Origin of the sequence: Flavihumibacter stibioxidans (genome assembly GCF_014332695.1) — a bacterium.
Lineage (GTDB): Bacteria > Bacteroidota > Bacteroidia > Chitinophagales > Chitinophagaceae > Flavihumibacter > Flavihumibacter stibioxidans.
On the sequence record NZ_MBUA01000023.1, the window covers coordinates 371,622 to 388,154 of the forward strand.

Sequence of the window (16,533 nt, forward strand, 5' to 3'; positions counted from 1 at the left end):
TTAATTGTTTTTACTGAATATTAATGCCGCGTTACAGCCCCCGAAACCGGAACCTGTTTTCAGGAAGTGTTGCATACCCGGTTGTTGATAATGTTCCTTTGCAATGATAACAGGCATGCTTACCCCATGTTCTTCATAACCCCTGGATGCCAGTATCAGCCCCCGTTTCAATGCTTCGACCGAAATGGCCGACTCTAACAATCCGGCCGCTCCCAGTGTGTGCCCAAAATAAGCTTTCAGGCTGAAAGCGGGCACATTTTGCAATGCCGCTTGTGTAAAAGCCTTTGATTCCATTTCGTCGTTATAGGGGGTAGCCGTACCATGGGCGGCAATAAACCCTATATCCCGGGGCTCAAGGCCTGCATTCTCCATCGCAGCCATAATGGCCTGGGCCATTTCTTCTCCCGTGCGCGAAGGGCCGGAGATATGGTTGGCATCATTGCTGGTGGAACCCGCGGCCAGGTAAACCAATCCCGCAGTGCCTGCCGGACCTGGCCCGTCAACCTGCAGTTTTGCCAATACCATCGATGCAGCAGCTTCACCCAGGTTGATGCCTTTCCTGTTCAGGTCAAATGGCCTGCATGGTTCATCACTAAGCGCCTGGAAAGACCTGAACCCGGCTATGATGAAGGGTGAAATACAGTCGGCACCCGTTACCACCGCCTGGTCGTACAGGCCACTATCCATCAGTCTTTTTGCTACCAGTAATGCCGTCATACCAGAAATACAGGCATTTGATACCACAATCGGTTCGGCATGATATCCGAAGTGACGGCCGACCTTTGAGGCCGATGCCGACAGTGAACTGACAGCCTCCGGATCCGTTGTTGACGGCTCCAGCAAACCGATATTTCCCTTGGTGGATGCCACCAGCAATAGCGTGCGCGGATCAGCCAGGTCAACCGGTGCCTGTTTGAGTACTTCGGTTAAGGATCCCAGTAAGAGCAGTTCAAATGGGGACCAGTCTCCGGGAAAGCGCGTGTGCAGCTCTTTCCAGTCTTCAGCCGAAAACAGTGAAGCACAAACCCCCTGCCCATGGTATTCCTGGCGATGACTGAAACGGACGCCTGTTTCACCTAACAACATGGCATCCACATGGGCAGCCGTTCCGCTGGCCATGGGCGACAAAACATGATTGGCCACCACATAGGTCTTCTGCTCCGCCTTCATTACCTTTTCAAATATTTTTGCTTCCACTCTTCAAAGAAAGGCGGATTGGTTAACTGCAGTAAATTGTTTTCGCGATCCAGGAAAACCTGGACCGTACTTCCCTTTGCAACAATGTCCCTGGTTGCGGCATTGTACAGGGTATAATTGAATTCGAGCCTGGCCGCATCGCAGGCAGTGTACATGGTTTCAATGATCATCCGGTCGCCATAGCGGAGTGATTTCTTGTAATCACACTGGATCTTTACCACCGGAACGGTAAAACCCTGCTTATAAATATGCAGGTAGCTCAGGCCATACTCCTGGCCAAAAGCCTCGCGGCCATCTTCAAAATAACGAACATAATGCCCGTGCCAGACAATACCCAGCGGATCGGCTTCATTAAACCTGACCACCACCTCTGTTAAATGCGATAATGAAACCTGCTTCATCAGTTTATTTAAGGTTCTCTCAGGAGCCGAACTTCGAACGCCAGCCCTTGAGCTTATTTTTCTTAATGGTTTGCATAGCCTTATAGATAGTGCTTGCATAATAATTACGGAATCCAAATCCGCCGGCTTTTTCAACCATCCTCTCGGTATACAGTACTTTTTTGGAAGCCAGGTCGATAAATGTAATGTACATCGCAGCAGATTCACCCGATTTATTCAGGGCTTCCATGATCACCACCAAACCAACACCGGTTTTATCCTTCAGCTCATAGCCGTTCACTATGCCCTGGATATCGGATTCCTTCAGCCTGCTTTCATCGGCTGTGTTGGTGGAACTGATCTTGTTTTCATCAATCTTGTTATTGACAGCCTGTGTAACTGTGATGTCACTGCTGATATTGGACCGCTCCAGGTATTTCTGCCAATTGAATTTATCCGATTCGTTAACCACTACCTGGTTGATGCCCTGGAAATGACGGTTCTTTATATCATAGGCTGTTGCGGAAAAATCATTGATGACCCTGGCTTCCGAAAAATCAACACCCAGGTAAACCATCGGTACACTTGAGTTCAGGATATCAGCGGCTTTCTGTGCACTGACAATGATTACTGAGGACAACAGTAAAACAGAGAGGACAATTTGTTTGGTTAGTTGTTTCATGGTCAAAAGTTTAATTGGTATAAAAGGAACAGTTAATTGTTATGCATCGGGGCGGCCTGTCGGCGGCTGAAGGAAAATTTTCATTTCGCAACTGGCCATCAGTTTGTCACCACTAAACACTTTGCCTTCCACAATTGAAACATTGAATACCGAATTCACCAGCCTGGTTTCCGTTTGCAGCAGGTCACCTGCGGCGGGCAGGTCTGCAATCACCAGGTTTTTGATCGCCCCGATGAAACCAACCAGCACGGGGCCGTTTTCCTTCAGTGCTTTATATCCGGATCCCGCGGCAGCCGTCTGTGCAATATTTTCCACCATCGCGGAAGACCCCAGGCGGCCATTTTCCAGGAAGAGATTATCCTGCCTAACGGTGAAGGCCGTCCGGGTAAGGTTTTCATCACATTGAATCAGTTCGTCGATCATTACAAACGGCGGACGCTGCGGGATGACGCTGGTTATATTTTCTTTATTCAGTAAACTCATTGCTTCCAGAAATCATAATAATTGAACCACTGCACAGGATATTGGTGAATTCGTTTTTCCGTTTCGGCTACAAAATCAGCCAGGGCCCTTTCCTGTCTTTCCTTCCTGGCTCCCTGGTTATACAGTACCGGCTCACTGGCATACAGGTGGTAATGCACAGTTGATTCCTTGAACGCGTAGACATAGGATACGGGTACATTTAGTGCCGATGCCAGCAGGAAAGGCCCCGCGGGAAACCTGGCAGCGGAGCCAAGCAGTGTTGCCGACAGCGTTTTATTGCCTTCCAGGAAACGGTCGGCATGCATACAAACCAGTTCATTTTTTTCCAGGGCCTCATTGATGGCGTAAATATGGGATAGATCTTCCCTGATGAGGATCAGCTTCATATTGCGGCCACCGGTTACCTGTTCAAGATAAGCTTTTATCTGCTCATGTTCGCCGTCGTACATGACCACATTGATGGTTGTCTCCAGGCGTTTGAGCAGGTGTCCGGCTATTTCCCAGTTACCGATATGAGCGCTCAACAACATGCCTCCCCGCCCTTCAGCTACCATCTGCCTCAGGTAATGTTCTCCCTCAAAATCATAGGTGAAGGGAACTCGCAAACCCGCCATCACAGCTACTTTGTCAATGAGCGTCTGGCCAAATTCATAATAATTGCGATAGATCTTTCGGAAGGCTTTCCACTTTGGATACCCCAGCCGCCTATGGAAATAATCGTACAGCGAACTGTTGGACTCCATGGAAAAGAGGAAGTAGTATCCGGCCACTACCCTCAGCAGCGCATAAGCCGGCTTCAGTCCAAACATTTTCAAAATACCGACAAATATCCGGTAGCCCAGCGGGGTCGCTTTGGACCTGCCCTCCCAGGAAGCCATTATGCCAGGGCTTTTGTGTTCATGCGGTTGGCTACATAATCATAAAAATCCTGCAGGGTCTCGATACCGGAGAAATCTTCGGGCTTTACCTTAAAGCCGAAATGATGCTCCAACACCACCACCATATCAATATAGTCCAGGCTGTCGAGTTCCAGCGCCTCTTTGAGATTGGCTTCCGGAGTGATCTGGTCAGCATCCACTTCAAATTCATCTACCAGCAGGGTATTGATCTTCTCGATAAGTTGAACATTTGTCATAGCGGCGAATTTAGGATAGTTCAGGTTTAGTGTATATTATTTTAGGTGGAAACGGCATTTTTCAGGGTGAATGGGCGATACTGTCAATGAGTGACCGGGGCAATATACTTCTTCACGATCAGCGATGAATTCGTTCCGCCGAACCCGAATGAGTTCGACAGGAAACAATCAAACTCCTTTTCAATCGTCTTTGTCACCAGGTTGATCCGGGCCGAATCCTCATCGGGTTCCTCGAAATTGATATTGGGTGCAATGAAACCGTTCTGCATCATGATCATACTGTACACGATCTCGCTGGCTCCCGCCATCCAGCACTCATGGCCGGTCATGGATTTGGTGGAGCTGACATAAGGATAGCTGTCACCGAATACTTCGTGGATGGCCCTGGCCTCACTGCTGTCTCCCGCAGGGGTTGATGTGGCATGCGCGTTGATATAAAAAATATCCGAAGGCTGCAGGCCCGCGTCTTTTAAGGCCATATTCAATGCCCGCACCGGACCGTCAACTGTTGGGTTGGAAATATGTCCGCCGTTGGACGATACGCCATAACCGACGACTTCGCCCAGGATGGTAGCTCCCCGTGCCAGCGCCGATTCCAGGCTTTCCAGGATCACGGTGGCCGCACCGCCACTTGGGATCAGGCCGTCGCGATTCTTGTCGAATGGCCTGGAGGCTTTGGTGGGATCAGATTCCCTGATGGAAAAAGCAGAAAGGGCATCAAAACTGCCCATGGAATAGATGTTCAGTTCCTGTGCACCCCCACAGATAACCGCTTCCTGCATGCCCGATTTAATGAAATGATAACCGAGGCCGATGGCGTGACTACCGCTGGCACAAGCCGCACTGATGGTAAAATTCACTCCCCTGAGCCGGAATATGGTGGCCAGGTTCATGGTCACGGTGGAATTCATGACCTGGAATACGGAACCGGATCCTACCAGGGTGGTATCTTTTTTCTCGCGAATGAGGTCTGTTCCGGTTACGACCGGCTCTGCTGAACTGTCATTGCCATACAATACGCCGATCTCCATCTTGTCGAGCATCTCTTCAGTGATGCCCGCCTGCTCCAGCGCCTGCTTGGTTGCCATGAAAGCATACTCCCCCTGCTCCGGCAGCATGATACGCGCCCGCCTGTCCAGCACCCCTTTCAGGTTGGGCCGGTCCACATAACCCGTAAGCCCCGACCGGTAACCAAATTCCTTGCGCGCCTGGTCCAGCACGATACCGGACTTCCCCTCAAAAAGTGACTGCTTCACTTCTTCCAGGTTCTTCCCGATACAGGAATAAATCCCCATGCCTGTTATCACAACTCTGTTCATACCCATTACGTATATAGTCCTCCGTTTACCGATAATACAACACCTGTAATATAACCAGAATCCGGAGAAGCCAAAAATGCAACCGCATGCGCTACTTCATCAGGCCGGCCAAATCGCTGTACCGGGATCATGGCCTTTAATTCCTTTTCATTCAACCCTTCCGTCATGTCTGTATGAATGAATCCCGGCGCCACGGCATTCACCGTGATGCCCCTCTTTCCAATTTCCTGTGCCAGGGCCTTGGTGGCGCCGATCACGCCCGCCTTGGCAGCGGAATAGTTGACCTGCCCCGCCATACCCTTGAGTCCCGACAGGGATACGATGTTCACGATGCGGCCACTCTTGCGGATCAGCATGGCGCTGAGTACTTCGCGGGTTACATAAAAAAAGCCGTCCAGGCTGGTTGACCGCACGTTTTCCCACTGCTCATCCTTCATCCACATCATCAGGGTATCGTCCTTGATGCCGGCATTGTTCACCAGCACCTCAATATATTTTTCCTTGTTGGCTTCGATCCATCCGCCCAGCACGGCTTTCACCTGTTCCTTATCCTGCACATCAAAAGGCATCGGCTCACCATCTCCCCCGGCTTCGCGGATCATGGCCAGTGTTTCCTCCGCCGCCTGGCGGTTGCCCTTGTAGTTCACCAGTACAAAATATCCGAGGGACGCCATTTTCAGGCAAACCGCCCTCCCGATTCCACGGGAACCGCCTGTTACCAGAACACATTTCATACTATAATTTTTTACTGGTTATCTGCGCCGCATGGCTTACCACCGGGTCGGCGTTTTCAAAATAAGATTTGACCTTTTCTATGTCCCTGTACCTGGGCTGGTCTTCCACAAAGACCGGGAAGATATTCCGCACCTGCCGGTAGTTTTCCAGGGTGGCGGAAGCCATTCGGTCCTGGCATGCCAGGTAATCCACTGCCTGCGCTACCGCCATGGTCTGGATGGCCAGTACCTCAAAAGAGTTGTTGATCACCCGACGGGTTAGCAGGGCCGCATTGCTTCCCATGCTCACAATATCCTGGTTATCGTTGTTGTTCGGAATGCTGTGGATATACATCGGGGCACTGAAGGTCTGGTTCTCGGCAACGGTGGAAGTGGCCGTGAACTGCATGCCCTGGATGCCGAAATTCAATCCCAGCGTACCCATGTTCAGGAAGGGCGGAAACTTCTCATTCAGCTTGGAGTTCAACAGGTAGTTCAACTGGCGCTCGGCGAGCATCGACAACTTGGTGATGGCGATCTTCAGCTTGTCCATCTCCAGCGACACATAATCGCCATGGAAATTACCGCCATGGAATATATTGGCGTTCTCATGGTCAATGATGGGGTTATCGTTCACCGAGTTGAATTCTGCTACCAGCACTTTCTCCGCCTGTTCAATGGTATCGTGGATGGGGCCCAGCACCTGCGTTACGCAGCGGAGCGAATAGTATTCCTGCACTTTGTCTTCAAACACATCCTGATCCATTTTATCCCCTTCATAGAGGTGCTTCTTACGGCTGCGGATCATCTTGCTGTCTCCCAGCAGGGAACGCATCATGGCCGCCACGGCCTGCTGGCCGGGATGGTGTTTTACATGATTGAGCTCATGCGAGAAATGGTCATCATAGGCTTCCACCACCTCATTGGTCATGGCGGAAAGCAGCACCGACCATTCCAGCAGCTTTTTCGCCTGCAGCAGGTTCATCAGTCCGACGCCGGTCATGCAGGAGGTTCCGTTGATCAGGGCCAGTCCTTCCCTCACATGTATTTTCAGCGGCCTGATCCCCAGCTCGGCAAACACTTCCGCTGTCGGGCGCATTTCATTTTTATACCAGACATCCCCTTCGCCGATCAGGGTCAGGGCCTGGTGGGCCAGTTGCACGAGGTCGCCGCTGGCACCCACTCCGCCATGTTCATAAATGACAGGATACACTTTTTTATTCAGTAATTCCACCAGCAATTCCACCAGTTCGGGGTGAACACCGGAATAGCCCTGCAGAAAATTATTGAGTCGCGCCAGCAACAAGCCGCGAACCAGGATGGGATCAATAGGTTTGCCGCTGCCGGAACTGTGGCTGCGGATCAGGTTGTACTGAAGGGCGATCAGGTTCTCCTCGCTGACCCGGTACTGGGCCATGGGACCGAAACCGGTGTTGATGCCGTAAATGATCTTGTTGGAGGCAAAGCCTTTCAGGAATTCGTGGTTTTTGGCAACTTTTTCCAGGATGGTTTGATCTATGGTGACCGCCTTCTCGTTACAAACGATGTCGCGGAAATCCGATAGGGTTAAATGTTTCTCGGTAATCAATTTCAACAGGTATTGAGCAGTTATTTAAAAGGTTTCAAATTTACGGCAAAACCGCAAAAAATCAGCGTTTTAGCGGTTATCAATGAGTTTCTGCGCTTTCCTGCCGCCTTCAGGGAACTGGATCCGGTGCAGCTCGGGCGCCGATACGAAAACGATTTCAGGGATCACCCGCAGCCTTGAACGAAGTTGTTCTTTTATCTTATTCGCAGTTGATTCAGCGGGATTGTGTACGTGCAGGTGCAACAGCACTTCATCCGTGCCCCATTCATTGGATTGCAATTCTACCACATAATCCGCCACTTCCTCCATTTCGTTCAGCAGGTCATAGATAGCAGGCGGATACAGGGTGGTGCCCTTCAGCTTGATCATCTGTTTTTTACGGCCGATGACGGCAGACAGTCGCGGTGTGTTCCTGCCACAGGCGCAGGTTTCATCATACCGCCTGCAGATGTCGCCCGTTTTGTAGCGCAGCAGCGGCATGCCTTCCACGCCAAGGGTGGTTACGGTTACTTCGCCTTCCTCACCAGGCGCCACCGGCTGGTTGTGTTCATCCAGCAACTCCAGGATCATCAACCCGGGGTTCAGGTGGCCGCCCTTCCCTTCTGTACATTCGGTAAAAGCTGTTTGCATTTCCGTGGAGGCATAGGTTCCAAACAGTTTGATGTTCCAGTTTTCAGTGATTTTTTGCGCCAGTTTATTGGGACTGTTATCGGCATGGCGGATGCTTTCGCCAATGCAGATGGCCGTTTTCACGCCGGATTCGTTCAGGTTGATATGGTGCGCTTCCGCATACTCGATTAGTTTCACCAGGAAGGAAGGTACCGCCACGATGACGGTCGGCTTCACCCTTTTGATGGTTTCCCAATGCAGGAAGGGGGCACCCGGACCAACACGCACGAGCCCAGCCCCGAGTTGCCTGATGCCCAGATAATAGGCTATACCCGCCATGAACTGCCGGTCCAGCGTCAACATCAACTGGTAAGTGTCCTCCTTTGTACCACCGGCGCTGACAAAAGAACAGTATTCATTGAAAGCCAGCCGCTGCAGGTCATTTTCCGTCAGCGCAACCGTTACGGGTGAGCCCAGGGTTCCCGAACTGGCCATATATTCTGCGATGCGATGGCGCGGTACGCAGAGGAAGTCCCAGTTGCGCAACTGCAGGTCCTCTTTATTGGTGACAGGCAGGAGTTGCAGGTCTTCCAGCGTTTTGACGCTGTCGGGATGTATGCCATTGGTGCTGAACATTTCCCGGTAAAAAGGAGAATGCGCCGCGAGATACGCGATGGTTTCCTGCAGTTTTTGCTCCTGCTTTGAACGGATACTGGCTGTTGATTCAAATGAAATATCGGGAGAATACATAGTCTTTTGGTTCTTAATCTTCCAGGATTACAATTGCCGTGGCCATGGTCTTTTGATGGGATAAAGATACATGGATGCGGCGGATCTTACGACTGGCAAGCGTTTCAGCGGTACCGCCCTTTAGTTCGAGCTGCGGCTGTCCATTGCTGTCGTGGGTCACTTCAATTTCATTGAAAGCGGTACCGTTCAGCCAGCCGGTACCCAATGCTTTCAGAAATGCCTCCTTGGCAGCAAAGCGGCCGGCATAATGCTGGTGGCTGTGGACCTGCTTTTCACAGTAAGCAATTTCCTTTGGTGAGAATACCAGTTCGCGGAAGCCCTGGTTCTTACCGATCTTTTCGGCAATACGATCCACTTCAATAATATCAATTCCGGTTCCGAGAATCATGGTGCAAGAATAAGGGGTTCGGAGGATGAATTTTTCCGCAAAACTACTTAAAAAGCCGGGGTAGACGCGATGGTTTTACTTTGAATGTGGACAGGCGGCAAACTGGCCTGACAAACTGTTTGTTGTAACTTCCCTCACAAAATCTCTTTTAACGCATGAAACGAATTGCCGGATTACTGCTGCTGACCTGCCTGGTAACAATTACAAACGCTCCTCTCCTGGCCCAGAAATCACCCGCCTTCAGCGCCAGCGACCTGGCTGTCGAATGGAGCCTGGTGACCAATAATTACATGGGGAAATCGGTGGCGCTGAATGAACTAACGCTGACCAATAAGGGGAAAAAGGATTTTCCTGCCAGCGGCTGGACCATCTATTTTACGAGCAGCCGGGAAATTTTTTCCAACAAAGGCAAAGGCGATATTGAGTTTGCCCATGTCAATGGTGATGTATTCAAAATGAGTCCGGCTGCAGGTTTTAAGGGACTGAAAAAAGGCGGCCGCCAGACAGTTCAATACGAAACCAATGGAAGTTCCTTCAATTTAACCACCGCACCCGGTGGACTCTACCTGGTTTGGGATGCCCGGCCTGATAAAGGATATGCCCTCACAAATTTTTCAACCGGCTCCTTTCGCGATACCACTGCATCCTATAAAACACCCGCCGATCTTTTCCATCAACAGGCGGCTACAAAAGACCTGGACGCGGAACGCTATCCTAAAATCCTTCCAAGTCCTGTTTCCTACAAGGAGGGCAAGGGAGAGTTCCTGATCGGAAAGAATACAGTGATTATTGCCCCAGCGGCATTCAACAGGGAAGCGGCATACCTGGCGGCGGAAATCGGCAAACTAACGGGAACCGCTATCCCTGTAATGACTACGGGGCCTTTCAACCGGGTGCCGGCTATCTCCTTTCAGCAAAAAGAAATGAAGGAAGAGGCTTACCAGCTCGAGGTTAAACCCGATGATATCATCATCAGCGCAGGCAGTGGCGCCGGTGCATTTTACGGTATTCAATCCATGCTCTCACTAATGCCGCCTGCCACCTGGAAGGCCGCACAACCGACCATCGCCGTGCCGGCAGTCAGCGTGGAAGATGCGCCCCGTTTCGGTTTCCGCAGTTTCATGCTCGACATCGCCAGGAATTTCCAGACCAGGAAGGAACTGATGAAATTCATAGACCTGATGGCCCTGTACAAACTCAATACCCTGCATCTCCATTTCAGTGATGATGAAGGCTGGCGCATAGAAATGCCCTCTTTCCCCGAACTGACACAGGTAGGCGCCCAGCGAGGCCATCCGCTGGATGGTAAGAATAACCTGCCGCCCTCTTATGGTGCCGGCCCTACCACCGGCAAACACCCGGCCAGCGGATTCTATTCCCGCCAGGATTTTATCGAGATACTTCGTTATGCCACTGAAAGGCATATTCAAATTCTGCCTGAAGTGGAAACACCCGGACATGCACGTGCCGCCATCAAGGCCATGGATGCAAGATACCGTCGCTACATGCAGGAAGGTAACCGGGAAGCTGCATTACAATACCTGCTTCGCGACACACTCGACCAGTCCGTTTACAGCACCGCACAATACTGGACCGACAATGTTATGTGCGTGGCATTGCCTTCCGTTTACAATTTCATTGAGAAGGTGGTGGACGATATTGTTGGTATGTACAAAGAAGCGGGTGCTCCCCTAACGGGCATCCACATGGGCGGAGATGAAGTGCCCAATGGTGCATGGGAAAAATCGCCGCTCTGCCAGGAACTGATTGCTGCGGATCCGGAACTGGAAGTGACCGACGACCTGTGGTACTACTATTATAAAAAAGTGGCAGCCATCCTTAAAGCACGCAACCTGCAACTCTCCGGCTGGGAAGAAGTGGGAATGCGCAAGACCAGGGAACATGGTCAGTACAAACTGATCGCAAACCCCAGGCTTGCCAATGAAGGTTATCGCCTGCATGTATGGAACAATATGGTGGGATGGGGTGTCGAAGACCTGCCCTACCGCCTTGCCAATGCCGGCTACCAGGTAGTGCTGTCACCCGTAAGCAACAATTATTTTGACATGGCATACCACCGATCACCTGAGGAGCCCGGCTACTATTGGGGTGGTTTTACCGATGTGGACAAGCCCTTTTATTTTATTCCCTACGACTATTTCAAAAACACAAAGGAAGATGCGGCGGGTAACCCGATCAAACCCGGCGCTTTTGTGGGCAAGGACCTGTTGTCTGATTTCGGTAAAACCAATATCGTGGGATTGCAGGGACTGATCTGGGCTGAAAATATCCGCTCGGAAGAAAGGCTTGAATACATGGCCCTGCCCAAATTACTCGGGCTCGCAGAACGTGCATGGGCAGCCGATCCGGCCTGGGCAACAGAAAAAGACCCAACTATGGCCAAAACATATTACCAACATGCCTGGTCCGTATTCGCGAACCAGCTCGGAAAGCGCGAACTGCCGAGACTAGACAACTATGCAGGTGGATTCCAGTATCGGATACCCCCGCCCGGCGCTGTACTGGAAGGCGGCCAGGTAACACTGAACACACAGTTTCCGGGCCTGCAGATCCGCTATACGATCGACGGATCAGAACCAGGGGCCGGATCATCACTTTATAACGGTCCCGTACAGACGAAGGGAACCATCAGGGCAAAAACATTCAATACCACTGGCAGGGGTAGCCGAACCGTTGAAATAAAAAATCCGTAATGGTGTAACCCGCTAAGCCGGCAGATAGTCAAAGCGCGAAACCCCTGTATGAAAAAAGGAAGTTTCGCGCTTTTGCTTTCGATTTTATTTTTAGGAACCATTCCCGGGTTGCATGCCGCTCCGATAGTTCCGCACCGGGCCCCGCACCTTCCCGGGATGCATACGGAAGGGTTCAAACCATTCATCATTTGCACCGGCGACACGACCAGGATCCACCTGACACCTTCCGATGCCGACAGTATAACGCTAATGATTAATCGATCTGATTTTTCAGGCAGCTTTCTGCTGGTGCAGGACGGAAAAACAATATTGTCGGTGAGCCGTGGCATGGCTTCTGAATCTGAGCAACGCCCCAACAGCCCGCAGACCCGGTTCAATATAGGTTCCATAGGCAAAAGCCTCACCGCTATTCTTATCATGCAGTTGGTGGAACGCAACAAACTGGCGCTGGATCGCCCGGTGAACAGCTATCTTCCGGATCGATGGAAAATTGTTAATGGCGGAAATATTACCATCCGGCATTGCCTGAACCAGACATCGGGACTGGGAGACTTTTTTGACCATCCGAAATACAATGACAGCACGACCCACACCATTGATCAGCATATGGAATTGGTAAGGGATATGAAGCTGGTAAGCGATACCCCGGGGCTCAAACTGCATTATTCCAATTCGGGATTTATTGTATTGGGCAAGATCCTGGAACTTTTGCATAAAAAACCCTACCAGGAGATAGTCATGGAACAATTATTAAACCCTGCCGGAATCAGGTACAGGTCAGTTGTTCCTTACAGTACCGGTTATGCGATTAAAGAAGGTAAAAAAATAATCGGTGAAGGGAATAATCCATCACACTGGACATCTGCAGGTGGCATTTTTTTGACCACAGAGGAGCTCAACCTGCTGATCACAGCCCTGCTGCAGGAAAAATATATAACCAGGCAATCCATAGCTCAAACCTGGGCAAAAGAATCACACCCGGAACACGAACCGCCCTTTGTTCACTATGGCCTGGGCTGGATGGTGGAAGATCCGGGCGGACTCCCGCTTCGTGGGCACAATGGCGGCATGAGGGGCTTCCAGGCTTCTTTCCGCCATCTGCCTTCGGATAACCTCAGCTTTTACATTTTCTCCAATATGGACAATGGCGCAGAACAGGTTTTCATGCAGGTGCTTTTCTACCTGATGGGGAAAAAGTTCCCGGGCCGCACCTGGTAATGGCCGGTAATTTGATTACTTCTTCAAAAAATAATAAATTGATAGGGGCGATGCCATGACCGGGAATATCCATGTACTTTCCCCGATCAATAGTATTATGCTAACCTTGGAAAAGTAATCAGCTTGTACTATACTTCCTACAAAAGATAGTATGGCTTTAAAAACCAACTCAGATGGGAAAAACTGCCATCCTTGCCTGGCTTTTCTGCTGTTCCTTGCCATCCTATTCCCAAACCTGCAGGGAAGAGGAACTCCTGCAAATCCCGGGCAGGTTTAAAGCCGGACAGGCAGGCTCCGTTACCGGAATTGCCAGCGCTGACCTGTTGCGGCAGAAAGACTTTGTCAACCAGGTCAACCAGGTGGTGCTGAACGGGTATAAACCCAGGGGCCTCAATATTACCTATAGCGGGGTCTATTACAGGCCTTCCCTGCCGCCCAATGGCATCCCGACGGGTAACTCCTATGAGGCAAGTTTTTACCTGAAACCACTCTATTGTGATTCCAAAGGGATCCTGGCCGAAGCCAGGGAAACCTCCTCCACCTGTAATGTGCGTTTCAATCACTGGAATTATGATCGCTCATTTTTCGTGAAGCAACAGGTTGATGAAGAAGACCCTGAAACAGATGTCTGTGCCACCATCAGGTACCAACCTGTTTTAAAGGACGGGTACTGGTATTTTGTTGATACTACCCTTGGCGGTTTTGGAAAGGAGATCAGCCGGCACCATTATATTTTCACTAAAAGCAACGAACTTCCTTTTGTGTACATGAGCCGGAAGCAATACTTGCAAAAGTTGCTCATTTATTACGATAAGAAAATCCGGCAGACAGTCAACAACTGGAAAAATCCCGCTCCCGAAGAGGCCGAATACGCCCGCACGGAAATCAATAATATCAAGGAGTTTTACGGGAAATCCATCCGCAATATCCAGGCCTTGCTGGCTTCCTCATCCGCCGCTGAACTGGAAGCGCCTGCCACGGTGGTTGGCAGTGTTCCCCAGGAAGAATTTGATGCCTTCCCGGATAGGGATCACCGTTACCAGCAATACATCATACAACCCAATCCTGCCTATTACAAATCCCCTTTACCCAGGTCAACCCCCCGGTTCATGGTGCTGCTTTTCAGCATTCATGAGAAGGAGCAGGTATTCGTCAATGCCAAAAACGACCTGTTGAATGTGTTTAATTTTTCCAAGCTGCAGGCCATGGTGGACAATAAGCCTGCGTCGCAGCCGCTCGCCGGAAACCAGCCAGCATCGGCCACCAAACAGGCCACAGGGACAGCCAGTAAACCAGCCACCAAACCGGCATCCGGACAGGCTACCAAACCGGGCAGCAACAGCCATGCCAACGTCATTCAGCAAACCGGTAGTGCAGGTAGAAAAAACAGGGTAGACATTTACCAGCCGGAACCCACCAAAGGTTTTACCGCCACACCGGCATCCCTGATCAAAAACATCGTGAAAAGGCCAGTACCGGATCCGAAAATAAAGGCAGCAGCGTTGGCGGTAACCCTCAATGCTGCTAACCGTCATGCCTACCTGAAAAAACTATTATTTGATATAGAGCGTAACCTGGATGCACTACAGCAAAAGAATACCGCAGGCCTGCTCTCGGCGGCCAACAGCAAGGCCGTTGACCTGGCAGACATGGGGGTAATGCTATTGTACAAGGGCTATGAAGCCGAAGCGCTCTGGTGCCTGGCACAGGCTGCCGCTTTCCAGCCCAACAACGATTATATTCTCAATAACCTCGCCGGCGCCCTGAACATGAGCCAGGCTGCCAGCCGCGCGCTGCCCATCCTGCGCGACCTGGCCGCCCGTCACCCGAAAAATTCCACGGTGCAGAACAACCTTGGACAGGCCTGGTATGCCATGGGTGACATGCAGAAAAGTAAGACTGCCCTGGACGCATGCCTGCAAAACAGTCCCTACCACCCACAGGCAAACTATACCCGGGCAGCCATTGCCGAACTGGAGGGCAATAATTCGGCAGCCGCCACTTTCATAGCCAACAGCATGCGCCGGGCGTATAACCATGCCAGTGAAATATTTGCAGACCGCAAGGGAATCAGGCTGGACTATGGCAATATTTTGTACCGCAAACCGCCCATGGGAATGGATTATATCAATCCCAATAAATTCCTGCCTCCACCACAGTGTGAAAATGTAGGAACGGCAGAGGCGCTGAACGCAGAATGGCTGGCCTGGAGCAACGCGGTGAGCGGCGTTACCGGAAAGATCAATGCTGAACTCGCCGCGGCCCTTTCCAATATGCAGGGCGAAGTGAACGGCATGCTCAACCAGGGCAACAGGAAACTGGCGCTTTCCCCGTTGCACCGGAGGGCCGGGAAAATCTACCCGATCTTCCTGGAAAAACTGGGCAGCATGACTTCAGAAATGCAAAAGGCACGTGAAACCGGGTATGCCAATTCAAGAAAGGCAATCGAAGGCAAATATGAGGGCGCGACAGCAGATATCCATAAAAAATACCCTTCAGGGGAAGGGCATTCCGCTAACGACGAAGCGCGCTGCAGGGAACTTAATAACGCTTCGAACATCTACCTGCAGGAAATGGCCAACCTCCATAATGATTTCAACCAGCGATACGCGGAACCGATTCGCCAGTTGAATATCGAACTGATGCAGTGGTCCCAACTCATGGGATTCACCCAGGCACAGAAAATCATCACCTATTATGAAAGGGCGGTATTTGCCATCAGTCCGCCCGGTTTGATGCCATCCGAATTCCAATACCCCGCCTGCCAGCCGGTTGAAAAAAAACCGAAAAAGAAAGAGCTGGAACTGCCCGCACCTTATTGTCCCATCAGCTTTAAGTTCAAGGTGGCTGTAGCAAAGCTCACGGGCGACTGCAGCAAGTTTGAGCTTGAATTGGAGGCAGCGGGACTGGTATTTGGATATGAGCGTGATTTCATCGGAAAAAAATCCACCCTGGCCTTAGGGGTGGGAGTCAGCCTGGATATGAAAAACGAAAATGAACTGGGACAAAGCCAGAATGAGCTCATCGGCACGGACATCCCCGAATTTGTGGATGCCATGGGTGCAGGTGTCGGCGGGAAAGTGCAATACTTTGTGGAGGTGGGACCCGATGGGGTATCCGATGTGGGCATCCGCGCGGAAGCCTCCCTGGAAGGCCCCCTTACAGATAAAGGCGATATTAAGGTCAGTGGAAAACTGGGCATCAATTCAGGAGTGGATGTAACGGCCACACCGGCAGCGGAGTCCATCGGCAAAACCATCGGCGGCATGCTGCCGGGTAGCGACTAAATCCCAATCTTTCACCATGAAACAGATCACAAGAATCATACTGTTACTACTGGTTCCATCTTGTATTTGG

The 16,533-nt window shown here is 51.0% G+C and carries 14 protein-coding genes; 3 read left to right on the forward strand and 11 right to left on the reverse strand.

Features of this window, described 5'->3' with window-relative positions; translation table 11 throughout:
- The 11 genes from BC349_RS13020 to BC349_RS13070 form a co-directional block, all read right to left on the reverse strand.
- Positions 1 to 1,170, reverse strand: coding sequence for a beta-ketoacyl-[acyl-carrier-protein] synthase family protein (locus BC349_RS13020; RefSeq protein WP_187257206.1), 1,170 nt, complete (start codon positions 1,168 to 1,170; stop codon positions 1 to 3).
- Positions 1,170 to 1,598 carry an acyl-CoA thioesterase gene (locus BC349_RS13025; protein ID WP_187257207.1) on the reverse strand — a complete coding sequence of 143 codons (429 nt, stop codon included), beginning with the start codon at positions 1,596 to 1,598 and terminating at the stop codon, positions 1,170 to 1,172. Before BC349_RS13025 ends, BC349_RS13020 begins: the two co-directional genes overlap by 1 nt.
- Positions 1,599 to 1,617: 19 nt before the next feature.
- Positions 1,618 to 2,259, reverse strand: coding sequence for a hypothetical protein (locus BC349_RS13030; RefSeq protein ID WP_187257208.1), 642 nt, complete (start codon positions 2,257 to 2,259; stop codon positions 1,618 to 1,620).
- A 39-nt stretch (positions 2,260 to 2,298) separates the two neighbouring features.
- On the reverse strand, positions 2,299 to 2,742 hold the full coding sequence (locus tag BC349_RS13035; protein WP_187257209.1) for a hotdog family protein: 444 nt from the start codon (positions 2,740 to 2,742) through the stop codon (positions 2,299 to 2,301).
- Positions 2,739 to 3,620, reverse strand: a complete 882-nt coding sequence (locus BC349_RS13040; RefSeq protein WP_187257210.1) for a lysophospholipid acyltransferase family protein — start codon at positions 3,618 to 3,620, stop codon at positions 2,739 to 2,741. Before BC349_RS13040 ends, BC349_RS13035 begins: the two co-directional genes overlap by 4 nt.
- Positions 3,620 to 3,877: an acyl carrier protein gene (locus BC349_RS13045; RefSeq protein WP_187257211.1), complete on the reverse strand. Its 258-nt coding sequence runs from the start codon at positions 3,875 to 3,877 to the stop codon at positions 3,620 to 3,622. The genes BC349_RS13040 and BC349_RS13045 overlap by 1 nt, the downstream gene beginning before the upstream one ends.
- An 83-nt stretch (positions 3,878 to 3,960) precedes the next feature.
- Positions 3,961 to 5,196 (reverse strand): beta-ketoacyl-[acyl-carrier-protein] synthase family protein, encoded by a 1,236-nt coding sequence (locus BC349_RS13050; protein ID WP_187257212.1) that lies wholly within the window; start codon positions 5,194 to 5,196, stop codon positions 3,961 to 3,963.
- A 5-nt stretch (positions 5,197 to 5,201) separates the two neighbouring features.
- Positions 5,202 to 5,930 (reverse strand): flexirubin biosynthesis SDR family reductase FlxB, encoded by a 729-nt coding sequence (gene flxB / locus BC349_RS13055; protein WP_187257213.1) that lies wholly within the window; start codon positions 5,928 to 5,930, stop codon positions 5,202 to 5,204.
- A 1-nt stretch (position 5,931) separates the two neighbouring features.
- Complete coding sequence (gene flxA, locus BC349_RS13060) at positions 5,932 to 7,503, reverse strand: flexirubin biosynthesis tyrosine ammonia-lyase FlxA (protein ID WP_187257214.1); 1,572 nt, start codon at positions 7,501 to 7,503, stop codon at positions 5,932 to 5,934.
- A 63-nt stretch (positions 7,504 to 7,566) separates the two neighbouring features.
- On the reverse strand, positions 7,567 to 8,856 hold the full coding sequence (flxY, locus tag BC349_RS13065; RefSeq protein WP_187257215.1) for a flexirubin biosynthesis putative acyl-CoA ligase FlxY: 1,290 nt from the start codon (positions 8,854 to 8,856) through the stop codon (positions 7,567 to 7,569).
- 13 nt (positions 8,857 to 8,869) lie between these two features.
- Positions 8,870 to 9,244: a holo-ACP synthase gene (locus BC349_RS13070; RefSeq protein ID WP_187257216.1), complete on the reverse strand. Its 375-nt coding sequence runs from the start codon at positions 9,242 to 9,244 to the stop codon at positions 8,870 to 8,872.
- Positions 9,245 to 9,399: 155 nt separating this feature from the next.
- Here BC349_RS13070 and BC349_RS13075 point away from each other — a divergent pair, with 155 nt between their 5' ends.
- From BC349_RS13075 to BC349_RS13085, 3 genes are all read left to right on the forward strand, one after another.
- A complete protein-coding gene (locus tag BC349_RS13075) occupies positions 9,400 to 11,958 on the forward strand; it encodes a family 20 glycosylhydrolase (protein ID WP_187257217.1) in 2,559 nt (852 codons plus the stop codon).
- Positions 11,959 to 12,006: 48 nt separating this feature from the next.
- Positions 12,007 to 13,176, forward strand: a complete 1,170-nt coding sequence (locus BC349_RS13080) for a serine hydrolase domain-containing protein (RefSeq protein ID WP_187257218.1) — start codon at positions 12,007 to 12,009, stop codon at positions 13,174 to 13,176.
- A 173-nt stretch (positions 13,177 to 13,349) separates the two neighbouring features.
- Positions 13,350 to 16,463, forward strand: a complete 3,114-nt coding sequence (locus BC349_RS13085; RefSeq protein WP_187257219.1) for a tetratricopeptide repeat protein — start codon at positions 13,350 to 13,352, stop codon at positions 16,461 to 16,463.
- Positions 16,464 to 16,533 lie beyond the last annotated feature (70 nt).